The following is a 24057-nucleotide window of genomic DNA, read 5'->3' on the forward strand; positions in this document are numbered from 1 at the left end:
CAGTTGAACCGCACCTTGGACCGGCGCGTGACAACAGCAAAGTGAGAACATTTGTTTCCGAGAATGTCAATATGTATGATATTGGCCTCGGCTGCGGTCATCTACAAGGGCGCTGACCGATTTCGGCCGTGGCGCTGTTGTGCTAGGCTGACCGGGAAACAGGATACGAGGAACATGGAGCTGCCCTTCAGGGACGAGCTGGCCTTGATGCCGGATCTTCGCCATCGGCTGCGGCAGCTGCGCTGGTTCCGCGCCACCTTTCGCGGCAGCGCCAAGGTGGTCTCGGACACGTTCGGCGTGCGCTTCGAGATCGACGAGGCCAAGCTCACCAGAGCCTTTCTCGACTGGGTCGAGATCATGGAAGCGCAGAAGCGCTTCGCCGCGATCGACCGCGCCGACTTCATCGTCTTTGCCGCCGGCCTCGTGCTGCGCGAGTTGATAAAACAGGCGCCGGCAAAAGAAATATCCGGCCTCACCCAACTGATCGAGACGGAAACGAACGCCGGCACGCTGGAAATCGTCCGCTTCTGGCCGGAGGGTTTCCTCTACACCAACTACTGCGTCTCGGTGATTTCGGCGATCCACGAGCAGGAATTCGGCACGGCACCCGGCATCGACAAATGCGCCGACGATTTGCGCACATGGTGGTCCTATCGCGAGAATGTGACCGAGATGCCGGCCTATGCGGTGGCTTTCCTCGACCGCTTTCTCGGCGCCGAACCGAACTGGATCACCCCAGATCGCGCGCAGTCCCGGCAAGCCATGCAACGGGCGCTCGGGTCTTCCCGTGCGAGCGATGCGTTGCGCCAGCTTTGAGCCCACTCTTCGCGCCCTCAAAAACGCACCCGCTATTGAACATTTGACTTTTTGCCGATAGCGATGTGCGAAAACTGACTCGAGAGGGAAACGCGTGGCGCAACCAAGGCCTATTATTTTCGATTGCGACGGCGTTCTTGTCGATAGCGAGCCTCTGGCCGCCCGCGCCTACGAGCGCGTCTACGAAAAGCACGGCATGCCCGGCGTCAACACCAGCATCATCGCCCAATGCATCGGCATGAAGCAGTCCGATATCATCGCCAGGATCAAGGATTTGACCGGGCACCAGTTTCCGGCGGCGGCGGACGGCGACATCTGGGCCGAGACCAAGGTGCTGTTCTCGCAGGAATTGAAGCCGACACCGGGAATCGCTGCGTTCCTCGAGACGCTTGCGGGCGACCGCTGCGTTGCCTCGTCCTCCTCCGTCGAGCGCATAAACCACAGCCTTGCTGTGACCGGGCTGGCGCGTTTCTTCGGCGATGCGATCTACAGCTCCTCGATGGTCAAGAACGGCAAGCCCGCGCCGGACATCTTCCTCTTCGCGGCGGACAAAATCGGCGCCAATCCCATTGACTGCATCGTCATCGAGGACTCGCCCTTCGGCATTCAGGGCGCGGTCGCCGCCGGCATGACCGCGATCGGCTACACCGGTGGCGGCCATACCTATGCCGAGCACGCTGCGCGGCTGACGGCTGCCGGTGCCGATTTCGTCTGCGCCGACTGGCAAGAAGTTAGCCGGCAATTGTCCGGGCTTGGCGTGCCGGCCTAATTCAGCGGATACTTGGCGAATCCACGACTGGCCCATTCGCCAGGCGGGACCAATGACCCCACACGGAAATTGAAGGACAGAACCCTCGTCGCATCGGGGTCGACTTCGCACCGGAAGTTTAGATTGTACCAGGTATTTCTGGTGCTGAAGGCCGCCTGAGCAGGATTGAGGACATTGCCTTTGTCCAGCGTAATGGTTGGCACCCATTTGACCGTATAGTCCGCACTTTGCAGTTCCCGGCTGAGGACATTGCCGCAAAGGGTGGCCACGCGCTGACCGCGCGGCACATTCTCCATGGAGCTTGTAGCGAACGCATTGCCGGTTGCTCCTTGCGAGTAAAGCTTTCTGACGCCCGGAAGGCCGGAATAGATCGGTGATCCTGCAACGTCGTTGTTGGTGGGATTTGACCTTCCAGCATTCCCGATCGGCGCTTTGAAAGCTCTGGCGGGTTTGAACGTCATTGTCTTGGCAGGCTTGCTTTTGGGCTTTGCCTTTCCTGTCGAGGCTGGAGGCGCCGGCTTGTCACCGGTCTCAGCCGCCAATGGCTTTGGCGTCACGACGGCTTGCTTTTCGGCGGGTTGCGGTGCGAGTTCCTGTTTGTCCGGCTGCTGTTTGTCGGTTTCCTCGGTCGCCTGCTTCTCCTCGCTTTGCGCGGGCTTTTCGTCCGGAGCAACGGTGGCTGGCTTCTCGTCAGACTTGCTGGGCTCTGCCTTCTGCTGTGGCGTTGCAGCAGGGGTGGGCTGGGTCGGCGCGGGTGTCGGTGCTACAGGCGGCTTCGCCGTCTCATCCTTGGCCGGCGACGTGTGGGGTTTAGCGCTGCTTCCGTCGAGCGATTTCTCCGGCCCGGTATCTTTCTGGCCGTACTGGAAAACGCGCTTCAGAACCTGATCGTCTGGCGGTTTCGGCGGTTCCGGAGGCGGCTTTTGTTCAGGCGGCTTTTCAGCCTTCTTTTCAGGTGTTGGTTCCGGTGGCTTTGGAGCAGGTTTCGGCTTGGGCTTCTCGGGTGGCGGCACGATCGCGACATTGACGGGCTGTTCCTGCTGAACCGGCTGCTGCTCTTGTCTCGGCAGGCCATAGACCAGAAACGCCGCGATGAGCGCATGCAGGATCAGCGATGCGGGCAAAGCCCACAGCAGATGCCGCCGCCGTTCTCCTGTTTCGCCCTTCATCCGCACCGATGTGGAATGAAATGGCGGCGGCTTCAAGCATAGGTAGTGGATTGGCTTGATTTAACCGCTGACAGGTTGGTGATCGGATGACGACGCGCGGATCAGCGCCGGTGAGATATGGCGCGACTCAAACCACCTCCACAATCCGATTGAAGCCCTGAGGTCAGCCAGCTTGCCGCTGGCGCGGGATCCCGTCCAGAAACCGTTCGTCCAGCCGTGTCTCGCCAAACCAGTTCAGCCGGTTGATGCTGATGAAGCCGGCATCAATCGCCTCGTTTTCGTCACCCGGCTCACTTGCATGAGCGCGCCCGCGCGGCACGGTGATGACCGTGCGTTCGCCGTCGCTTTCCAAGATCTCGGCCTTGCGGGCGATCTTGTCGCGACCGATGCGCGGCTGCCGGATTTCGGCCGGCAGCGCCGTTGGCAGGTTGATGCTCAGCCAATGACCCTCAGCGGCCCAGTCGGCGCGCGATTGCCACAATGAAGTGATCAGCGCGCCAAGCCATTGGTCGTCGCCATCGGTGAAATCAGGATTTTTCACGCGTGAGAAGCCGATGGCTGGAACGCCCCAGAACGTCGCCTCCCGCGCAATGCCGAGCGTACCGGAATAGGCAAGATCCTCGGCAACGTTGCGGCCATCGTTGACGCCCGACAGCACAAGGCCCGGTTTGTCGGAATCGGCGAACAGCCAGGTCATAGCGCTTACAACGCAATCGGCCGGGGTGCCGGAACAGGAGTACCAGTTCGGCTTGACGCGCCGCATGGTCAACGGCCTGGCAATCGTCAATGACGAGCCGGCAGCGGTGCGCTTGCCGTCGGGCGCAACCACCCAGACATCGTCGCTCAACGTGCCGGCGGCCTTGACGAGACGGGCAAGCCCCGGCGCTTCGATGCCATCGTCGTTGCAGATCAGAATTCTCATCGTTTTCTTGCCTCAGGCACCGTGATGCGCTGGCCGGTGCGGCATTGCGTCCGCAGCGACGGGATGTGGGTTTGCAGATCGCCGAGAAGGTCCGGCGTGCAGGAATGACCGAGTGCGGCGGGACGGCCAGCCTTCTCCCAGATGTCGACATTGCCCGACAGCGTCGGATGGGTCGGCATGCGCACCCAGTCCGCCCGGCCGACCTTGTGCAACAGATCGCCCGGCGAACCTGACGGCAGATGGCCGGTAAGCAGCACCGGAAAAGCGGAATGGTCGGCACGCGGCAAGAGGCGCGACGACGGGCCGGCCTCACCCATACCGTCATCCGCCAGCAACGGCATTGGCGGCAGGGGATCGGCATCGGTCCAGTCGGCTGCTTCCTGCAAGCGGCGGCGCAGCAACTCTGAAACACCCGGCAACAAGGCTGCCGTGGCGCCGATCTGCGCTTCCAGGGACGAACGCATGCCGGCATGGATGGCGAACGTCCCAGGCAAGGCCGCGATCAGCTCCAGCGACCGACCCGAGAGCGGCGTCGGCAAAAGACACCCGCCCGAATGCCTCGCAACCCACTGCGATATTTCGCGCGCCCGCGCCGCCCCCGGCACCGGATCGGCGCCATAGGAAGCATCGAGGACAAGCAGGTCGCAGTGCGGGATCGTGTCCATGACGAAGACATTGCTGTCCGGCACCACGTCGGCGGAATAGGCAACGCGGCTCTCGCCATCGTCCACGGCAAACCAGACGCCGCCCACCACATGCCCGGAGCGTCCCGTCCGGATCGTGAGGTTGCCGCTGTTCAACGTATCGCCGGGTTCGAACAATTCGATGCGATCTTCGGGAAAAGGGAACCGCCTGAAATCCTCGGGCTCAGCATAGCCCGCGAGCGTGGCGGGCGCCTCATTGCGGGTCTCGGCCGTCATGAAGATCGGGCCGGCATAGCCGCGCGACAGCAGCCAGCTCAGCGCGCCGATATGATCCTCATGGGCATGCGATACGAACAGCGCGTCGATATCGGTGACCGCCCCCTTCAGCGCCGGATGGTAGTCCGCGCCCGACGCGCCGACCTTGATGCCGACGTCGAGCAGGATGCGATCCTTGCCGCTGCTCACAGCAAGACTGGTGCGGCCCTTTTCGCCAAAGCCGCCGAGCAGGTCGAGCATCATCACGATGCCGCCCCCACCGCCGGGATCAGCCAGCCGGACCTTATGCGCAGACGCGCCCGGGACCCGCTTTCCAGCATGACTGGGTCGGGCTGTTCGAAGTGCAAGGTGATGTCGGGACTGGTCGAAGGCGTGAATTCGATACGCGCCGAGCCACCCTGATAGATCACCCGCTTGACCAGGCCATCGAAGCCGGGGCCATCCGGCGAAACGTCGAGATCGGCTGACCGGCAGCAGATCTTGGCGCCAGCGCGCGGCCGCTCGCCTGGCCGGCAGCGGACAATCAGTTCAGTCCCGAGAACCCGGACCTTGCAGTGGCCCGCCTGCTCCGCGCTCAGCACGTCGGCGGGCAGCAAAATGCCTTGCGAAATGAAGGATGCGACCATTTCATTTGCCGGCTCATGATAGAGCTCGCGCGGCGTCGCCAGCTGGGCAAGGCGCCCGCCATCCATCACCGCGATGCGGTCGGCCAATGCCATCGCCTCGGCCTGATCATGGGTGATATAGACGATAGTGGTACCTGTGCGTTTGTGAAAGGACGCGAACTCGTCCTCCATCGAAGCTCTCAGATGCACGTCGAGATTGGCCAGCGGCTCATCGAACAGCACTAGCGAGGGCGCGGCGACAAGGCAGCGCGCCAGCGCCACGCGCTGGCGCTGGCCGCCGGAAAGATTGGCCGGCCGACGCTCGCCGAGCCCTTGCAGATTGACCAGGGCCAGTGCGTCTTCAACCTTCCGGCGGGCGACGGCCTTGTCGAGCTTCGCCACCTTCAGCGAATAGCCGATGTTCTCGGCCACCGTCATATGCGGCCACAGCGCATAGTTCTGGAAGACGATGCCGACGCGCCGCTTTTCCGGCGCGACGCTGCCGCCCTTGCCCGACACGGCCTCGCTGCCGATGCGGATTTCGCCCGACGTCACTTTCTCGAATCCGGCGACGAGCCTCAGCAACGTCGTCTTGCCGCAGCCGGAAGGGCCGAGCACTGCCAGGAACTCGCCGTCGGCGACGTCGATCGACACGTCCTTGACGGCATCGAAATTGGCGAAGCTCTTGGTCACATTGTCCAGGCTCAATCGCGCCATGGCAGCACTCCGGTCGGAAGGTAGGGGGCAAGAAGATTGGTCACCAGCATCAGCACGAAGGTGACCGCCACGGTGATGACGGACATCGCCGCCGCATAGTTGGAATCGCCGCCCTGCTCGAAGGAGAACATCACCACGCCGATCGTTTCCGAGCCCGACGACCACAGCAGCGCCGAAACGGTGAGTTCGCTGAGCGCCGTCATGAAGATCAGCAGGCCGCCGGCGATCGCCGCCGGTGCCACCAAGGGAAAGATGATCGTACGCATGCGCGTGAACAGCCCGGCGCCGGCCACTTGCGCCGCTTCCTCCAGCGCCCGGTCGATCTGGTGGTAGCCGCTGATGGTTGGCCGCAGCGCCAGCACCAGGAAGCGGGCGAGATAGGCGTAGAGGATGATCCAGACCGTGTTGTAGAGCTGGATGCCGGTGAGCGGGATCGGCCGCAGGAACATGAGCAGCGAGGCGATCGCCAGCACCACACCGGGCAGAGCATAGGGCAGTTCCACCGACAGATTGAGCAGCCGCACCCAGCGCTGCTTGCCCCAGGCGATCAGATAGCCGATCGGCACGGCGACCAGGACCGCGAAGAACGCAGCCGCGATCGACAGCCAGAAGCTGTTGAAGAAGGCACGGCTGGCGGCATCATGCTCGAACAGCACGAAGCGATAATTGTCGAAGGTTGCCGTCTTGGCGGTGAGCGCGATGCCGTAGCCCGGCACCAGCGATGTCAGAACCAGCCCGAACAGCGGCAGGAACAGCACCACGATGATCAGCAGCCACATGCCGGCCTGCACGGCCGGCCGCCATCGGCCGAGTTCGTATGGCTCAGCCGCCAGCGACGTGGAGCTGATGCGATAGTCCCGGCGGCGGCTCATGATCTCCTGGGCAAGGATGCCCGCCATGGCGATGATACCGATCAGCACCGACAGGAATGCGGTTTCGCCGAGCACGGCGGGGCCGCCGCCGGCCAGCTTCTGATAGATCAGCGTCGGCAGCACGAGATAGTTGGCGGGAATGCCTAGAAAGGCCGGAATGCCGAAATTGCCGACGCAGGAGACGAAGGCGAGTGCGGCGGCGGCCATGATCGAGGGCGTCATCAACGGCAGCACGATGGTGACCAGCATGGTGAACCAGCCGGCACCGCCCGCCCGCGCCGCTTCGATCAGTTCGCGCGGCAGCTTGCGCAGGCCGGCGCGCACCAGCAGGAAGACCAGCGGGCCATACTGCACGCCGAGCAGCAGGATGATGCCCGATGTCGAATAGAGCGGGTTCCTGGTCCCGAGCGGCGGTGCCGCCCCGAACAGCTTGAGGAACGGGCTTGCCGGGCCGAACAATTGCAGCCAGGCCAGCGCCGTCACCTGCGGCGCGATCATCAGGGGCATGACGTAACAGAGCACCATGGCGCTGCGAGCGCGGATATCGGTCAGCGTAACGAGCACTGCCACCAGCGTTCCCGACAGCACCGCAAGCAGGGTGCCGCCGATGCCGACGACCAGTGTGTGCCAGGTGGCGATCCAGGTCGCCGGACTGGCGAGCCCCGCCTTTATCGCGACGGTCGACAGCGTGCCGCCGGGTGCCACGATTTCCTTGATCAGGCGCAGCATCGGCAGCAGCGAAAGCAGGACGATGACGATGGCCACCGCCGCCGTCAGGACCATTTCCTGGCCCCGGCTTTCCCTGATCCGTGTTGACATGATTGCTTTTCCTGGGATCGATCAGCCGATGCGCTCGGATTTCGCAGTCGGCATGCCGCTAGGGGGGGGCATGCCGACTGGATTGCCGGCTCAGCCGCCGAACAGTTCCGAGAACTTCGCCTTGTCGGCGTCGGTCTTGGCGACGATTGCCTTGGTGTCGAACGACATCACCTTGACCTTGACGCCTTCCGGCAGCCATTCGGGGCGGCCGACCGAGGCGCGCGCCGGCAGATAGCCCATCGAAAGCGCAAGCTTCTGGCCGTCATCGGAAAGAATGAAGTCGACGAACTTCTTGGCGCCATCGACATTCCTGGCGGTCTTCATGATGGCGACCGGTTCGGTCACTGCCGGCACACCTTCCGAGGGGAACACGAACTCGACCGGGGAACCCTTCTTCTTGGCGTTCATCGCCATGAAGTCGACGAGGATGCCATAGGGCTTCTCGCCCGATGCCACCGACTTCAGCACCGCACCATTGCCGCGCACGCTGACGGTGTTGTTGGTCTTCAGCTTCTGGAAGAAATCCCAGCCATAGTTGGTATCGCCGACGAAGCCCGAAAGCAGGTAGGCGGCGGCACCCGAATAGAGCGGGCTCGGCATCACCAGGCCATCGGCATAGGCGGGCTTGGCAAGATCGGCCCAATGCTGCGGCTTCTCGGTCGCCGCGGTGTTGTAGACGATGCCGGTGGTGATCAGCTTGCTGCCGAAATAGGTCTTGTCGGCATCATAGGCATCCGCTTCGATGCCGTCGAGCTTTGCCTCGGGATAGGGCAGCAGCCGGTCGTCCTTCTTCAACAGCTCCATGCTGACCGCGTCAGCGATCAAAAGCACATCGGGCTGCGGGCTGCCGGCGGCAAACTCGGCCGCCATCTTGGTCAGGATGTCGCTCGTTCCGGAGCGATAGATATTCACATCGATACCCGGCTGCGCCTTCTTGAAGGCATCCACGGTCTTGGCCGCGTCGGCTTCCGGCTGGGACGTGTAGAGAGTCAGTGTTTCGGCGTTTGCCACGCCGGCAAACAAAGTTGCCGCGAGCGCCAGCTGGCTGGCCAGCAGCTTGATGAAGTGCGTCTTCAATGAGACCTCCTGTCTTTCTGTGCATGACCGGTCCGGCTCTGGCCGGCTCCCCGTCTCTTCCTCCCTGCACGGCGCATATGACTGGTGGATGACACAGCGCGTGAAACCCACAAAATATGTTCATATGTACGATGTCAATTACAAATGAACAAAACTGTGCGACAATCGACGCGCCTGCGATCGGCATCAATTGACATCCGGCCGGTGTTTCCTTGATGAGCACCGATCAGGCCACGGCTCATGAGGGACAGGAACCGATGACCACAGAAAAACCCAGACAGGCTCGCCTGCCGATGGTCTCGTCGGACCTTAACGTCAAGACGGCATGGCTCTACTATGTCGAAGGTTTTACCCAGGAACAGATCGCCGAAAAGCTCGATGTCTCCAGGGTGAAGGTCATGCGTACGCTGGCCTCCTGCACCGCCGAGGGCATTGTCGTCACCATGATCAACGCACCGACCGCCGGGCAGGTGGCGCTCGAGCGGGAACTGGAAAAGCGCTGGGGTCTGGATGCCGCCGTCGTCATCCCGACACCTTCGGCGCATGACCATCTGGAGAAGGCCATCGGCCATGCCGTCGCGGCCTATCTCGGCGAGCAGATGCAGGACGGCATGACGCTGGCCATCGGTGGCGGCGCGACCCTGCATGCCAGCCTCGGCTTCCTTGCCCGCCGGCAATTGAAGCGTGCCTGCGTGGTGGCGCTTGTCGGCAGCCTGCCGCACTCGCAATGGATCAATCCATCCATCGTTGCTGCCAAGGTCGCAGACGTCTTCGAGGTCGACAGCTATCAGATCACCGCGCCGGTGACGGTCGACAATTCCTCGCTGCGCGATCTCCTCTGGGCGCAGCCGACCCTGCAGGATGTACGCCAACGCGCGGCCGCCGCCGACATCGCGCTGCTCACCGTCGGCGACATGTCGCCGGACGCCACCATCTTCCGGCACGGCATCGTGCCCTCATCGCTGATCGCTCCGTTGAAAGCGAAGGGCGCGGTCGCCAACATGCTGTGCTATTTCGTCGATGCCGCCGGCGGGCTGGTCGACCACGAGGTCAACAGCCGCGTCATGGCCATCGATCTCGATGTGGTCAGCAACGTGCCGAATGTGGTTCTCGCCGCGGGCGGCAAGCGCAAGGTCGCGGCGATCCTCGCCGCGCTGAAAGCCGTCGACACCAACGTGCTGATCACCGACAGCGATACCGCCACGGCGCTGCTTGCCAAGGGCGGCTGAGCCGGTTCGACTGGCCCCGGTGTTTCCCGCTACCCGTGTTTCTCGCTAAATGAGCCCGCGCTCGCGCAAAAAATCCTCGACACCGACATGGGTCATGGATTCGAATTCGGCGATCGCCTCGGCCACCCGCTTGCGCTGCGCCGCCAACAGCGTGAAAACCTGCTTCATCTCGCCGGAAACACCAAAACGGCTCCAGCGCTCGGCGATATGCGTGGGCAAGCCGATATCGGCGCAGAACGCGTCCAGGCTGTCATAGCCGAGGCTGGCGACAAGCTGCCTGGTCTCCTCCGCCGACATGCGCGGCTCGAAGGCGTGGTCGTGCAGGCGCTGCGCCACCAGCTTGATATCGGATGGCGACGCGCCCATGACCTTGCCGAACAGGGTTTTGACGTCAGATGGGTCGAATGCAGGCATATTTGGCCTCCCTGGATCGCAATCCAGATAGAACATGGGTCAAGGGTCGGCGCCTGACAAGTCGTTTCTGTTTTAAGCCGGCGCATCATTCGGCGCCGGCTTCTGCTTGGTGGATCAGACCAGCAGGCCGATCGGATTTTCAAGGAGGTTCTTGAAGGCGACCAGCAGTTCGGCACCCAGCGCGCCGTCGACGGCGCGATGGTCGGTCGACAGCGTCACCGACATCACGGTGGCTATTCTGATCTCGCCGTTCTTGACCACTGCCCGCTCCTCGCCGACACCAACGGCCAGGATGGTCGCATGCGGCGGGTTGATGACGGCGGCAAAGTCCTTGATGCCGAACATGCCGAGGTTGGACACCGCCGTGGTGCCGCCCTGATACTCTTCCGGCTTCAGCTTGCGGCTGCGGGCGCGGCTGGCCAGATCCTTCATCTCGTTGGAGATGGTGGACAGCGTCTTCTCATCGGCCTTGCGGATAATCGGCGTGATCAGGCCGCCCGGGATCGACACCGCGACGCCGACATCGGCATGCTTGTGCTTGACCATGGCGCTTTCGGTCCATGAGGCATTGGCATCCGGCACCGCCTTCAGCGCCATAGCCATCGCCTTGATGACCATGTCGTTGACCGACAGCTTGTAAGCCGGCGCCTCGCCCTTGTCGGTCTTCTTCACTGGCGCTGCGGCGTTGATCTGCGTGCGCAGCGCCAACAGCGCATCAAGTTCGCAGTCGAGCGTCAGGTAGAAATGCGGGATGGTGGTCTTGGCCTCGACCAGGCGCCGCGCGATGGTCTTGCGCATATTGTCATGCGGGACGAGGTCGTAGGAGCCCTGTTCGAACAGTTTCAGCACCTGCTCGTCCGACATTGCCTTCACCGCAGGCGCAGGAGCGCCAGCAGGAGCCTTGGCGGCAGGCGCCGCCTGGGCGCCTCCACCGGCAATCGCCGCGTCGACATCCGCCTTCACCACCCGGCCATGCGGGCCGGTGCCGGCAATGCTGGCAAGGGCAAGACCCGCCTCGCGGGCCAGGCGTCGGGCAAGCGGTGTTGCACGGCCGGCGGATGGGGATTGGCCAATCTCCCCCCTTGTGGGGGAGATGCCAAGTGGCGGCAAAGAGGGCAGGGCAGAGGGGGGCGTGACAGAATGCGACGTTGGCTGGGCAGCGCCCCCCTCTGTCGGCTTCGCCGACATCTCCCCTACGGGTGGGGAGATTGGCGCTTTGTCCTGCTTTGTCGCAGCGACATCAGCCCCATAAGCCTCATCGTCAGCATAAATCCACGCGACGGCAGCGCCGACCGCAATATCGACACCTTCCTTGCCGCTGACATCGCGCAGGACGCCGCTGGCCGGCGCGTCGATCTCCATCGCCGCCTTGTCGGTCTCGATCTCGAACAGCACATCGCCCTTCTTGACGCGCGCGCCCTCCTCGGCGAACCAGCGCGAGATCTGTCCGGTCGCCATGTCCATGTCGACCTTGGGAAGAATGACTTCGGTCGGCATTTCTCAGCGAACCCCTTTCACGAGGTCGCGCGCGGCGGTGATGATGTCGGGAACCTGCGGCACCGTCGCTTTCTCAAGTTCCGGATTGTAGGGGATCGGCGTTTCGGCGCCGCCCAGCCGCACGATCGGCGCATCGAGATAATCGAAAGCCTCGCTCTCGGCGATCATGGCACTGACTTCGGCGCCGATGCCCAGCGTCTTGACCGCTTCGTAGACGCATAGCAGCCGCGACGTTTTCTTGACGCTGTCGATGACGGTCTGCTTGTCCATCGGCCGGATGGTCCGGAGATCGACGACTTCGACGTCGATGCCTTCGCTCTCCAGCGCGGCAGCCGCGTCGAGCGCCTTCTGCACCATGATCGAGGTGGCGACGATGGTCAGGTCCCGGCCCTCGCGGCGGATATCGGCCTTGCCGATCGGCACGGTGTAATAGCCTTCGGGCACCGGTCCCTTCATCTTGTAGAGCAGCTTGTGCTCGAAGATCATGACTGGATCGGGATCGGCGACCGCCGCCAAAAGCATACCCTTGGCATCATAGGGGGTCGCCGGCTGGATGACTTTCAGACCCGGCACATGGCCGAGCCAGGCCTCGAGGCTCTGGCTGTGCTGAGCCGCCGCACCGGTGCCGGAACCGGCGGGAAAGCGCATCACCACGGGAACCGAAACCTCGCCGCCCAGCATGAAGCGCATCTTGGCCGCCTGGTTGACGATCTGCTCCATGGCAAGCGTGGCGAAATCGGAAAACTGGAACTCGAAGATCGGCCGCATGCCGGTGAGGGCAGCGCCCACCGCAACGCCCGCGCCGCCCAGTTCCGAAATCGGTGTGTCGATGACGCGGTCAGCGCCGTAACGTTCGACCAGGTCGCCAGTGACCTGGAAGGCGCCGCCATAGACACCGATATCCTCACCCATCAGGAAGACGCGTTCGTCCATGTCCATGGCGATCGCCATGGCTTCCTGGATCGCCTGGGCGTAGCTCAGTTCACGCACCATCGCGTCCATCACGCCTGCTCCGTATACACGTAATTTCCGGTCTCGCTGATATCGGGCGATGGGCTCGCCTTGGCGAACTCGATGCCCTCGGCGATCTCTTGCGCCACGGCATCGCGAATGGCCTCGATGCCCTTGTCGTCGATGAAGCCGAATTCCCTGAGCTCGCTTTCGAACAGGGTGATCGGATCGCGGTTCGACATCCAGTCCTCGATCTCTTCCTTGGTGCGATAGCGGTTGCGGTCGCTCTTGGAATGGCCGCGATGGCGGTAGGTCTTGGACTCGATCAGCGTCGGCCCCTCGCCGGCGCGGGCTCGGGCGATGGCCTGATGAGACGCCTCGGCGACCTCGGAGAAGATGTTGCCGTTGACGATGACGCCGGGCATCGAATAGGCGGCGGCGCGCTCGGCGATGTTCTTGACGGCGGTCGAGCGGGCCGTCGATGTCGACATGCCATAGCCATTGTTCTCGCAGACGAAAATGACAGGCAGCTTCCAGACCGCCGCCATGTTGAGCGCCTCGTGGAAAGCGCCTTCATTGTTGGCGCCATCGCCGAAGAAGGAGACCACGACCTTGCCGGTCTTCATCATCTTGGAGGACAATGCCGCCCCGACGGCGATCGGGATGCCGCCACCGACGATGCCATTGGCGCCGAGATTGCCCTTGCCGACATCGGCGATGTGCATCGAGCCGCCACGGCCCTTGCAATAGCCTGTGGTCTTACCGAAGAACTCGGCGAACATGCGCTTGACCTCGGCACCCTTGGCTATGCAGTGGCCATGACCGCGATGCGTCGAGGTGATCTGGTCATCCTCGGCAAGCGGCATGCAGATGCCCATGGCGCTGGCTTCCTGGCCGATCGACAAATGCATGGTGCCGTGGATGAGACCGCGCGTGTAGCACTCCTCCGCGCCCTCTTCGAAGCGGCGGATCAGGTACATCTTGTGGAGCACCTCCCTGAGCTGCTCGGCGCTGTAGTGGCGGTAGACGAAGGGCAGATTGGCGCGACTGTCAGTGACGGCTTTGCTGGCTGTGGCCATGATCACGCTCCCACGGCCCCATAGACAAGCTTGTCCTGGCGGGCGCGCAGTTCGGCGATCTTGGAGCCCGCCGCGGGCGCTGCATTCGCGTAGGTTATGAGCTCGCCCTTCTTGATCGGCGCGGTGACCGAGCCGCCCTGCAGCAGGCCGCAGGGAATGGCCTTGGCGGCGCGCGCCTCAGGCGTCGTCATGATCCAGGCACGGTAGCAATATTCGCCGATCGCATCGAGCTTCTCGCCGGGCTTCATGTCCTTCTTGGCCACGGCGGCGACTTCGGCCACCGGTTTGGCCAGCGGCACCATGTCGGCCTTGCCGTAGAGCACGACGCGGGCGCAGGTCAGCGGCACTTCGAGCGAGGTAAGGTGATAGGGACGATGGAAAGTGAAATACGGGCCTTTGCCCATCTTCAAATCTTCCATGCGCTCGGAGATACGCGGATGCGACATGTCGGCAACGACGAAGACGCCTGGCGCGACACCCTTGCCGATCGAATAGTCGACGACGCCGACCCTCGACAGCACGCCGCCATCCTTCTGCGGCACCAGCACCTTGGACAGTTCGCCAAGCGTCGCCGCCGGGCCATGCATGCCGGCCTTGTCTGGAACCAGGCCGGTGGCATTGGCGATTGCCGCCATCTCGACCATGGTCTTGGAGCCGTCGACGAATTCGACCAGCATCCGCACGTTCATGTGCCGGCGCTTGGCTTCCTCCTCATAGTCTGGGGGAATGGCGTCGATGTTGAGCGGATTGTTCTTGCCCTTGCCTGCGGCAACGATCGGATGGCCCATGGCCGAAACGAATTCGATGAGTTCCATGCAGGAGGACGGCTCGTCGCCGGCGCCCAGCGAATAGGTGACGCCGAGCCGGTCGGCCTCGCTCTTCAGATAGGCGCCGATGGTGACGTCGGCCTCGACATTCATCATCACCAGATGCTTGCCATGTTCCATGGCGCGCAGCCCGATCTCGGCGCCGACGGCGGGAACCCCGGTGGCGTCGATGACCACGTCGATCAGATCGTTGTTGATGACCAGATTGGCGTCGTTGGTCACCGCGACCTTGCCGGCTTCCATCGCCGCGGTCATCGCCGAAACGTTGGACACTTCGCGCGCATGCCCGGTTTCCTGGAAGGCGATATCGACCGCCTTGCTGGCGGCAGGCAGGTTCAGTTCGGAAATGGCGCCGATCTCGATGCCCGACATATGGGCGACACGAGTGACGATGTCGGTTCCCATCTCGCCCGAGCCGATCAGGCCGATGCGGATAGGCTTGCCCGACTTGGCGCGTTCCTCGAGATCGCGGGCAAGGCCCGTCAACGAAACATTGGAAGCCATACCGCTCGTTCCTCCCATAATGCAGGCTTGTTCGATTGCCTGACGGGTATTGAACATCTGTATTTCTGTCAAGACTAATGTCCAAATTCTCGTGCTTAAAACCACTTTCCCGGCGGCCCGAACCATGGCCGAAAACGAGCCACGAACCGCACGGCGCGCAAAGACAGCTTCGCTCGCAGGCGCGCTGGAACGGCGCCAGCGCTGCACGCTTTTTGGGATTACGGCCGGCCGTGAAATAAAAATACCGGAATATAAAACTGTAAAATTTATCTTTCATGGCGTGTTCTCGCGTGCTAGCGTCACGTCATGAACTGGAAATGAAGTGCGCTTCCTGGGCGGCATTTCCGGTCTGTTCCAAATAGGTCTACCAAGGGACGTTGCGGTCGATGAAGACGAAAACGCCTGGCGAGAAGGCTGTGTCCGGTGAGACCGAGGTGGCCAGCGCGCTGGAAGCCAGGTTGCGTGAGGGCTGGCTGGATTTCGCCCGGACCGAGCAGGCAATGGCGCGATACCTGCTCGCCAACATCCATGACATTCCCTTTGAAACTGGCGCCACTATTGCCGCCGGCGCCGGTGTAAGCGAGGCAAGTGTCACCCGTTTCGTACGGCGTCTCGGCTACACCGATCTCAAGGAAATGAAGCGTGGCCTGCGCTCCGCACCGAAAGCCGCTGGCCCGGGCCTGGACAGTGCCGAGTTGCGTTTCCGCATCGGCGGCGAAAAGCAGGAGCGGTTGGCTCGCAGCCTGGAGATGGAGCAGCAGGCCTTGACCGCGGCCTATGGCCTTGCCCAGGGCGAGATGTGGTCCGAAATTGTTCATCTGCTGAGCACCTGTGATCGCGTGAACTGCGTCAGCTTCCAGGCAGTGAAGGGATTGGGGCTCGATTTCGCGACGCGTCTGCGCTGGGTGCGTAGCGATGTCCGCTTTGCCGAAGGTTTGGGCGGCACGTTCTCGGAAATCCTCACCGATAGCGGCGAAAATTCTTGCGTGCTGCTGATCGACACGGCGGAATACGCAGCGATGAGCTTTCGGCTGTGTGCCCAGATCAAGCGCCGAAAGATTCCTCTGATCATCGTTACCGACAAATACAGTCATTGGGCATCTGAATACACAAAACTGGCGCTCGAAGTATCGACGCGCGTCGACCTGTACTGGGATTCGACGGCCGCGATAAGTTCGGTTCTGAACCTCCTCACGCATTCCGTTGCCGAGAAACTCGGCAAATCGGCCGAGACGCGGATGAATGAGCTGGAGGATATCGCCGGGATCCTGCGAACCTTCCACAAACCGCCACGGCGCGTCGCACGGCACATCAAAGAGGAAGAAGTCGAAGAATGACGATGCATCACCCGTTGCTGAAACCGCGGACTGTCAGGGCAAGCGCATGAAGTTGACGGAATACGCCGCCTATGACGGCGTTGGTCTGGCCGAGCTCCTGCGCAAGCGGGAAGTTACGCCGCGCGAACTGGGAAACTGCATCATTTCAGGGATCGCCGCGGTCAATCCGCAGCTCAATGCCGTGATCGAAACCTATGCCGATGCGATCGAAGCGCTCGGCGAGGTCCCCGGACCCGCACCTTTCCACGGCATGCCGACATTGACCAAGGATTTCCCCATCGAAGCTGGCCGGCCGGGAGAGTTCGGCAGCGTTCTCGCCAAGGGTTTCATCTGCGGCGACGATCACGCCTTCTGGGTGAAAATGCGATCCGGCGGCCTTGCCAATATCGGGCGTACCACCACGTCGGAATTCGGCATAGCGGCGGCAACCGAATCCTCCCTCTATGGTGCGACACGCAACCCCTGGGATACCAGCAGGGGTGTTTCGGGATCGAGCGGCGGCGCAGCGGCAGCCGTTGCCGCCGGCATCGTTCCTTTCGCGCAAGGCGCCGATGGTGGCGGCTCCATCCGCACCCCCGCCGCCTTTTGTGGTGTCGTCGGCCTGAAGCCGTCTCGTGGCCGGATCAGCGGCGCGCCGGAATCGAATGCGCCAATGCTGGGTCTCGCCATTTCATTCATGCTGACACGCTCGATCCGCGACACGGCGGTTTTGCTTGATCTGGGGTCTGGTGCGCTTCCCGGCGACAGCTATGAGATCGTCCCTCCAACCACCAGCTATGCCCAGGCGATCAAGACGCCACCCAAGGCTTTGCGCATTGCCCTGTGTACAACGTCCTGGTCCGGCTATCCGCTCGACGCCGAGGTGAAGGCGGCAGTTCTCGAAGTGGGCAAGAGGCTGGAGCAACTGGGCCACAAGGTCGTCGAAGCCGGGCCTGTGTTCGGTTATGAGCGCTATCTGGCGGCACAGAAAGTGATCTGGGCAGCTTCTACGGCGCAGTCGCTCGACGAGTTGGCGGGCTTGCTGCGACGGCCAGTCGAAGAGGCCTGCCTGCAGCAGACGACACTTGCTGTCTATCGCCATGGCCGAACGCTGGACGCGGCAAGCCTGATCGCGGCCCTCGCTGTTTATGACCAGATCACGCGGACGGTTGGCGAATTCCTGGCCGTCCATGACGTGCTGGTGACGCCGACTTGCGCGATCTCGCCGGAGTTGCTCGGCACGTACAACCCGGATCGTCCCGGCCGCGACATCGATACGGTGTTCGCCGATCTGGCGCCGAAGGAGACGTTCAGCGCGCTCTTCAACGGCACCGGATCGCCGGCGATATCCCTGCCGCTCGGCTGGACGCAAAACGGCCTGCCGATCGGCGTGCAGTTTGTCGCCGCATTCGGACGCGACGATCTGCTGCTACGGCTAGGTGCGGTGCTTGAGGCCGACTACGCCTGGCACCAGCGCAAACCACCTGCCCACATCACCAAGACTGCTTGAACCAACAAGGACTGCTTGAACCAACAAGCATGGAACCGCCCCGGGAACATCATCAACGAAAATGGGAGATTGTCATGGACCGCAGAGTATTCCTCAAAAGTGCGGCGTTTGCCGGCTTCAGCATCGCGACGTTGCCGGCCACATTGCTTCGAGCCAATGCTGACGGCAGCAAGATACTGCGTATGGCCTATGGGGCCGAGGTTCTCACCCTGGACCCGATCAAAACCACTTACGGAGCCGATATCCTTATCCAGGGCATGATGTATGCACGCCTGCTGCATGCCAATGCCGATCGCACAGAAGTCGGCCCGGGCCTTGCCGAGAGCTGGGACATCGCGGATGACGGCAAGACCTATACCTTCCATCTGCGCGAGGCCAAATTTTCCGATGGGTCGCCGATCACGGCCGAGGACGTGGCGTTCAGTTGGAACCGCATGCGCTTCCAGAAGGATTCCGCCTATGCGGCGCCGTTTCAGCCCCTGACCAAGGTCGAGGCAAAGGACGCCAGGACAGTGGTGATGACGCTCGACCGCAAATTCACGCCCTTCCTGACGCTGACCGAAATCTGGAATACCGGCATCGTGCCGAAGGCAGCGGTCGAGAAAATGGGCGACGACGCTTTCGCCAAGGCGCCGGTCACATCAGGGCCGTTCAAATTCGTCGAATTGAAGCCGGGAGACCGCGTGGTCCTTGGCCGCAACGAGCATTATTACCGCCAAGGCGAGCCCAAGATCGACGGCGTCGAATTCCGCTATGTCCCGGACGACAACACCAGGGTCTCGATGTTGCAGGCGGGCGAACTCGACGTCTGCCTCGCAGTTCCGGCCCCGCGCATGGCCGAGTTGAAGGCCGCCGGCTTCCGCGCCGACCCTGAACCTTCGAGCACCACCTATGACATGCTGATCAACCATTCGGCAGAACCCTTCAACGATCTCAAATTCCGCCAGGCCGTCAGCTATGGCATCGATCGCACGGCCATCAATGCCGCGGTGACGCTGGGTCTCGGCACGCCGGCCAGTTCCATCATGAGCCCGACGCTCGATTTCTTCGACAAATCGCTGCCAGTCATTGCCCGCGATGTCGAAAAGGCCAAGGCCCTGCTGGCCGAATCCGGCAAGATCGGAGCCAGTTTCGAACTCATCCAGAACGCCGGAAGTGCCGACGAGGAAAAGGCGGCGGTGCTGATCCAGGCGCAGTTGGCGGAAGTCGGCATCACCGTCAACATTGCCAAGATCGATTCAACCCAGGCATGGACCCGCCTCGCCGATGGCGAGTACCAGGCGGAAATGAACTGGTGGTACAACGAGACGCGAGATCCCGACAACGCATTGCGCTGGTGCGTCTGGGGCGCGGGCGACAACAAGTCCTACTACACCCGCTACAACAACGAAACGGTCGACAAACTGATCGATGAAGCCTCGGGCGAGGCGGACAATGCCAAACGGGCCGAGCTCTATGCCCAGATCCAGAAGACCGTGGTGGACGAGGTGGCGCAGGTGGCGCTCTATCACCCGACGTGGCTCAACGCCTACGCTCCGAGCGTGAAAGGGTTGGTCCTGAACGTCGGCCTGCAATTCTCGTCCATCGGCGGGACCAGCCTGGATTGATCGGCACAGGATGCGAGACGGGGACGAGACACTTCGTCCCCGTCTCGCATCGATTTGACACCAGGATCCCGACCATGAATCGATTCTCCTTCGTGCTCAGACGGCCGATACAGTTGATCCCCGTGCTGCTGGGTATCAGTGTGATCACCTTCCTGCTGCTGCAAATGACACCCGGCGATCCGGTTCGCCTCATGCTTGGCCCCAAGGCCAGTCAGGAGGCGATCGAATTCGTGCGGGCGCGATACGGTCTCGATCAGCCCATCCCCGTGCAGTATTTCTATTACGTGCTGAATTGCCTGCGCGGCGATTTCGGTCAGTCGATCGCCTTCCGGGGTCCCGTCAGCGGCGTCATCGCGGCACGGATCGCGCCGACGGTTTTCTTGATCCTCTATGGCCTCGTCATCTCGCTGCTGTTGACATTCGCGCTCGCGGTCACCGCTGCCCGGCAGCGCGGACGGTGGATCGATCACCTCATCCGTCTCGTCTGCGTCGCGGGCGTCGGCGTGCCGTCCTACTTTGTCGGCCTGCTGCTGATCATGGGCTTCTGCCTGCGGCTGAAGATCTTCCCCGTCTCTGGATACGGACCGACCTTTATCAACAATCTGTGGCATCTGTTCCTGCCGGCCCTGACGATCGGCATCGGGGTGACGCCGATCCTCGCGCGCAATCTGCGCGCGACCTTCATTCAGCAGCTGGACAAGGATTACGCGATCGCCTGCCGCTCCAGGGGCCTGCCGGAAAGCTATATCTTTTCCCGACATGTATTCTGGAATTCCCTGTTGCCGACGGTCAATCTGCTGGGCGTCGTGGTCGCCTTCCTGATCGGCGGAACGGTCGTTGTCGAAAATGTCTTCAACATTCCAGGGCTCGGCAACCTGCTCATCCGCGGCGTTCTCACGCACGACCAGTTCGTCGTCCAGGCGGTGGCCCTGCTGCTTGCCGTAGGTGTCGTCATTTCGAATTTTGCCGTCGATGTCTTGACCGCCATTCTCGACCCAAGGGTGGAATTATGAGCGATGTGATGCAGGGCAGCGGCTCCTTGGCCATGGCGCGTATCCGGACGATGCCGGCAACCTTGATCATTGGCGGCGCCATCACTTTGGCCTGGATCGTCGTGGCCATTTTGGCGCCGGTGCTGACCAGTTTCGACCCGATCAAGGTCGATGTGATGCAGGCGCTGAAACCACCTGGCGCCGAGCATTGGTTTGGCACCGACGCCATCGGCCGCGATGTCCTGGCGCGGACACTGTTTGCCGCACGCTACGATCTCGCCATGGCCTTCTTCGGCGTCGTCGGTCCGATCATCCTTGGGACGATCATCGGCCTTATCGCCGGCTATCTGGGTGGCCGGATCGATGCCGCGCTGATGCGCATCCTCGAGGTCACCGTATCATTTCCCTATTTCGTCCTCGTGATCGCCATCGTGGCCGTGCTGGGGCCCGGCCTCAAGAGCTACTTCATCTCGCTCACCTTGGTGAACTGGGTCAGCTATGCGCGACTTGTGCGGAGCCAGGCGCTGGTGCTGCGCGGCGTCGATTTCGTGCTGGCGGCACGTGGCATGGGTTTTGGGCATTTGCGCATCATGCTGTTCCACATCCTGCCGAATGCCATCGTCCCATCGATCGTCTTCGTCATGACCGATGCCGTGCTGGCCATCGTGCTCGGATCATCATTGGGTTTTCTCGGCCTCGGCGTACAACCGCCGACGCCCGAATGGGGCGCCATGATCGCGGATGGGCAGACCTACCTGACGACCGCATGGTGGATTGCGATCTTCCCAGGCATCGCCATCTGCCTTCTGGCGCTCGGCCTCTCCTTGACCGCTGATGGTCTCGCCCGCCTTCTGAACACGGAATCCTGAGATGAGCGACCTCGTCAGCGTCGAGAACCTCACCATCGACTTCGCCACCAATTTTGGCGACGTCCACGCCCTGCGCGGCGTCAGCTTTTCACTAAAAGCGGGAGAGGTCCTTGGGATCGTCGGTGAATCCGGATCGGGCAAGACGGTGGCCTGCAGGGCCATCCTCAAGCTGATTGCCGGCAACGCACTGGTGAAGTCGGGCCGGATTATGTTCGAGGGCAGCGATGTCCTCGCCATGAAGGATGCCGAGCTGGGCCGGCTGCGCGGCGGGCAAGCGGCGATGATCTTCCAGAACCCGTCAACGCATCTTGATCCGATCATGACGGTCGGGCGTCAGGTGGGCGAAGCGATGGTGGTCCATCAGGGCATATCCTGGCGGCAGGCCAATGCGCGGGCGGTCGGACTGCTCGAAGACATGCATATCAAGGACGCGTCAAGGCGCGCGGGCGCCTATCCTCACGAGCTGTCCGGAGGCATGCGTCAGCGGGTGATGATTGCGGCGGCCCTTGCCTGCGAACCGAAACTGCTGATTGCCGACGAGCCCACGACGGCACTTGATGTCACGGTGCAAGCTCAGATACTCGACCTGCTCCGCGGCATCCGGCGTGAACGCAAGCTGTCGGTCATTCTGGTCTCTCACGACCTTGGCGTGATCGCGGAAATGTGCGACCGCGTCGTCGTCATGAAGGACGGTGCGGTGCTGGAAATCGGCTCGGTCGATCAGATCCTGCGTGACCCCGCCCATGAATACACGAAGCGCCTGATCGCTTCCCAACCCTCGCTGATGAAGCCGACCACGCATGCCTGCCCCGTGGCGACGGAACCGCATCTCCTGGTGAAGAACCTGTGCGTGAACTTCTACCCTGGGCAGAGCCTTGCGGCCTGGGCGACGCGCAAGCCGCCGCAAATCGTGCGCGCCGTCGACAATGTTTCGCTGGCATTGCGGCGCGGTGGGGCACTGGGGATCGTCGGCGAGTCCGGTTCCGGCAAGAGCACCATAGCCCGGGCTATTGCAGGCCTTGTGCAGCCGCAACAAGGAGAGATCGAGGTGGACGGCCAATCGCTCGATCGCGCACTGAGGCAGCGCCGACCGGAGCAGGTTCGCAAACTGCAGATGGTGTTCCAGGACCCGTTCATGTCCCTCAACCCGGCGTTTACGGTTGCGCGAACTCTGGCCGAACCGTTGCGGCAACAGAACATCTGCCCGGAAAGAGACATCCCGGAGCGGATCCGCGAGCTGATGGAAAAAGTGGAATTGCCACGCCAGTTGCTGGGCCGACGCACCACGCAGCTTTCCGGCGGCCAGCGGCAGCGCGTCGGCATCGCCAGAGCGCTGGCGCTGGAGCCTGAGATCTTGATCGCCGATGAAGTCACCTCCGCTCTGGACGTCACCATCCAGGCCCAGGTGCTCGGCCTCTTTGCGCGGCTGCGCCGCGAATTGTCGCTGACACTGATCCTGATTTCCCACGATCTGGGCGTGGTGCGCTATCTCTGTGAACACGTTGCGGTCATGCAGCACGGCAAGCTGGTTGAGTATGGCAACACGGAAGACGTTCTGGATCGTCCGCAGCAGGCCTATACCCAAGAATTGATCGCCGCTATCCCGAAACTCTCGCGTCGAACGAGCAGCGGAATCCAACCAGGAGACACCCCGCTATTGGCCGCCGGAAGCAAATGCTAGACTAAAGCCTTCAGGGCCGAGTGTGATCGAGCACGGCAGCGTCAGCACCCAGGCAAGCAGCAAATTGCGTCGGGCGTTGCCGGAACGATGGCGGCGAACGGTTCCGGCTGCAATGGGGCGACGGTGCGCACACCGAAGGCCGGCAGGAACCACTTCGCGCTGCCCGATTGATCCAGCGGATGGTCCGGTCTCGGAATGCCCGCCTCGCTGGAAACCATATCCACCATGTTCCACTCCAGATGCATTGCAGCAAAGAACTGGGAAGACGCTATGGCCGCACGATGAACCCTGTGTGACGCCGGCGAAAGCCGCGTTCACGAACAGGCCTGCCGAAAAGCGGGTGGACCACGCCTATTTGGCAATCTCGAGCAGGGACGATACCAACAACTCGCGCTCGTCTTTCGACAGGACATCCGAATCGAAGAGGTTCATGCTGCGCAATCCCTCGATGGCGAGATAGCAGATCAACAGCGATTTGAGATCCGGCGTCTCGCCCTTCAGCCGCTCGAAAAGCTGCCGCTTGAAGGTCTTTATCGGCATCATGAAATCGGGATCCTCGGCGATGGCCGAGAAAATCCAGGACGCCGACGGCTGCTTTTCCTCGCAATCATTGGCCGACAGCCTGATGTAGACGGCCAGGGGATTTTCGTCCTTGTCATTTGTGCGGGCAGCTTCCAGCGCGTGCTCGAATTCACGCAGATAGCCTTCGACCAAACCTTGCATCAATTTGGCCTTGGTCGGGAAATTGTAGAGGAGCCCTCCCTTCGACACGCCGGCACGGCTGGCGACGGCATCCAGCGACAAGCTGCCTGGTCCGGATTCCCGGGCAACATCGGCCGCCGCGGCGAGAATCTTCTCGCGCGAATTCGGTCTTTGGGCTCTCATGGTGCCTCCC

The 24057-nt window shown here is 62.3% G+C and carries 21 protein-coding genes; 9 read left to right on the forward strand and 12 right to left on the reverse strand.

Translation table 11 applies throughout. The annotated features are described in order from the left end of the window. The first annotated feature begins 174 nt into the window (after nt 1-174). Nucleotides 175-816 carry a hypothetical protein gene (locus tag NKK51_RS20930; protein ID WP_023811040.1) on the forward strand — a complete coding sequence of 214 codons (642 nt, stop codon included), beginning with the start codon at nt 175-177 and terminating at the stop codon, nt 814-816. A 94-nt stretch (nt 817-910) separates the two neighbouring features. Further along, a complete protein-coding gene (locus NKK51_RS20935; protein ID WP_128304698.1) occupies nt 911-1585 on the forward strand; it encodes an HAD family hydrolase in 675 nt (224 codons plus the stop codon). On the opposite strand, the gene NKK51_RS20940 is transcribed toward NKK51_RS20935, so the two are convergent. The 6 genes from NKK51_RS20940 to NKK51_RS20965 all read right to left on the reverse strand — a co-directional run bounded on the left by NKK51_RS20940 (nt 1582) and on the right by NKK51_RS20965 (nt 8686). Continuing rightward, a complete protein-coding gene (locus NKK51_RS20940) occupies nt 1582-2754 on the reverse strand; it encodes a DUF930 domain-containing protein (protein ID WP_352554464.1) in 1173 nt (390 codons plus the stop codon). The two genes, NKK51_RS20935 and NKK51_RS20940, sit on opposite strands and share 4 nt — an antisense overlap. 163 nt (nt 2755-2917) lie before the next feature. After that, a complete protein-coding gene (locus NKK51_RS20945; RefSeq protein WP_352554465.1) occupies nt 2918-3676 on the reverse strand; it encodes a 5'/3'-nucleotidase SurE in 759 nt (252 codons plus the stop codon). Further along, nucleotides 3673-4839, reverse strand: coding sequence for an MBL fold metallo-hydrolase (locus NKK51_RS20950; RefSeq protein ID WP_352554516.1), 1167 nt, complete (start codon nt 4837-4839; stop codon nt 3673-3675). The genes NKK51_RS20945 and NKK51_RS20950 overlap by 4 nt, the downstream gene beginning before the upstream one ends. Then, nucleotides 4839-5918: an ABC transporter ATP-binding protein gene (locus NKK51_RS20955; protein WP_352554466.1), complete on the reverse strand. Its 1080-nt coding sequence runs from the start codon at nt 5916-5918 to the stop codon at nt 4839-4841. The genes NKK51_RS20950 and NKK51_RS20955 overlap by 1 nt, the downstream gene beginning before the upstream one ends. Then, complete coding sequence (locus tag NKK51_RS20960; protein ID WP_023811034.1) at nt 5906-7609, reverse strand: ABC transporter permease; 1704 nt, start codon at nt 7607-7609, stop codon at nt 5906-5908. The genes NKK51_RS20955 and NKK51_RS20960 overlap by 13 nt, the downstream gene beginning before the upstream one ends. A 90-nt stretch (nt 7610-7699) precedes the next feature. Beyond that, entirely contained in the window at nt 7700-8686 is a 987-nt protein-coding gene (locus NKK51_RS20965; protein WP_128305052.1) for an ABC transporter substrate-binding protein, read from the reverse strand. Nucleotides 8687-8943: 257 nt separating this feature from the next. Here NKK51_RS20965 and NKK51_RS20970 point away from each other — a divergent pair, with 257 nt between their 5' ends. Further along, nucleotides 8944-9915: a sugar-binding transcriptional regulator gene (locus NKK51_RS20970; RefSeq protein WP_352554467.1), complete on the forward strand. Its 972-nt coding sequence runs from the start codon at nt 8944-8946 to the stop codon at nt 9913-9915. 45 nt (nt 9916-9960) lie between these two features. Here the strand turns inward: NKK51_RS20970 and NKK51_RS20975 are convergent, their stop codons facing one another. The 5 genes from NKK51_RS20975 to NKK51_RS20995 all read right to left on the reverse strand — a co-directional run bounded on the left by NKK51_RS20975 (nt 9961) and on the right by NKK51_RS20995 (nt 15187). Further along, nucleotides 9961-10329: a hypothetical protein gene (locus NKK51_RS20975; RefSeq protein WP_013529317.1), complete on the reverse strand. Its 369-nt coding sequence runs from the start codon at nt 10327-10329 to the stop codon at nt 9961-9963. 114 nt (nt 10330-10443) lie between these two features. Next, nucleotides 10444-11826: a pyruvate dehydrogenase complex dihydrolipoamide acetyltransferase gene (locus NKK51_RS20980; protein WP_352554468.1), complete on the reverse strand. Its 1383-nt coding sequence runs from the start codon at nt 11824-11826 to the stop codon at nt 10444-10446. A 3-nt stretch (nt 11827-11829) separates the two neighbouring features. Then, a complete protein-coding gene (locus NKK51_RS20985) occupies nt 11830-12828 on the reverse strand; it encodes an alpha-ketoacid dehydrogenase subunit beta (RefSeq protein WP_128305050.1) in 999 nt (332 codons plus the stop codon). Further along, nucleotides 12828-13856 carry a thiamine pyrophosphate-dependent dehydrogenase E1 component subunit alpha gene (locus NKK51_RS20990; RefSeq protein WP_127261511.1) on the reverse strand — a complete coding sequence of 343 codons (1029 nt, stop codon included), beginning with the start codon at nt 13854-13856 and terminating at the stop codon, nt 12828-12830. Before NKK51_RS20990 ends, NKK51_RS20985 begins: the two co-directional genes overlap by 1 nt. A gap of 2 nt (nt 13857-13858) precedes the next feature. Beyond that, the gene (locus NKK51_RS20995; protein ID WP_352554469.1) at nt 13859-15187 is read right to left on the reverse strand and encodes an NAD(P)H-dependent oxidoreductase; all 1329 of its coding nucleotides are present in this window, start codon (nt 15185-15187) and stop codon (nt 13859-13861) included. 434 nt (nt 15188-15621) lie between these two features. Here NKK51_RS20995 and NKK51_RS21000 point away from each other — a divergent pair, with 434 nt between their 5' ends. The 6 genes from NKK51_RS21000 to NKK51_RS21025 all read left to right on the forward strand — a co-directional run bounded on the left by NKK51_RS21000 (nt 15622) and on the right by NKK51_RS21025 (nt 23162). Then, nucleotides 15622-16524 (forward strand): MurR/RpiR family transcriptional regulator, encoded by a 903-nt coding sequence (locus tag NKK51_RS21000; protein ID WP_352554470.1) that lies wholly within the window; start codon nt 15622-15624, stop codon nt 16522-16524. Between the two features lie 46 nt (nt 16525-16570). After that, nucleotides 16571-18013, forward strand: coding sequence for an amidase (locus NKK51_RS21005; RefSeq protein WP_352554471.1), 1443 nt, complete (start codon nt 16571-16573; stop codon nt 18011-18013). A gap of 74 nt (nt 18014-18087) precedes the next feature. After that, on the forward strand, nt 18088-19620 hold the full coding sequence (locus tag NKK51_RS21010; protein ID WP_352554472.1) for an ABC transporter substrate-binding protein: 1533 nt from the start codon (nt 18088-18090) through the stop codon (nt 19618-19620). A 74-nt stretch (nt 19621-19694) separates the two neighbouring features. Further along, the gene (locus tag NKK51_RS21015; RefSeq protein ID WP_023811025.1) at nt 19695-20633 is read left to right on the forward strand and encodes an ABC transporter permease; all 939 of its coding nucleotides are present in this window, start codon (nt 19695-19697) and stop codon (nt 20631-20633) included. Further along, the gene (locus NKK51_RS21020; RefSeq protein ID WP_236383514.1) at nt 20630-21481 is read left to right on the forward strand and encodes an ABC transporter permease; all 852 of its coding nucleotides are present in this window, start codon (nt 20630-20632) and stop codon (nt 21479-21481) included. The genes NKK51_RS21015 and NKK51_RS21020 overlap by 4 nt, the downstream gene beginning before the upstream one ends. Nucleotide 21482: 1 nt before the next feature. Next, nucleotides 21483-23162 (forward strand): dipeptide ABC transporter ATP-binding protein, encoded by a 1680-nt coding sequence (locus NKK51_RS21025; RefSeq protein WP_352554473.1) that lies wholly within the window; start codon nt 21483-21485, stop codon nt 23160-23162. 351 nt (nt 23163-23513) lie between these two features. On the opposite strand, the gene NKK51_RS21030 is transcribed toward NKK51_RS21025, so the two are convergent. Further along, nucleotides 23514-24047 (reverse strand): TetR/AcrR family transcriptional regulator, encoded by a 534-nt coding sequence (locus NKK51_RS21030; RefSeq protein ID WP_023811021.1) that lies wholly within the window; start codon nt 24045-24047, stop codon nt 23514-23516. Nucleotides 24048-24057: the final 10 nt, after the last annotated feature.

This window comes from Mesorhizobium sp. M0011 (assembly GCF_040324155.1).
Taxonomy (GTDB): Bacteria; Pseudomonadota; Alphaproteobacteria; order Rhizobiales; family Rhizobiaceae; genus Mesorhizobium.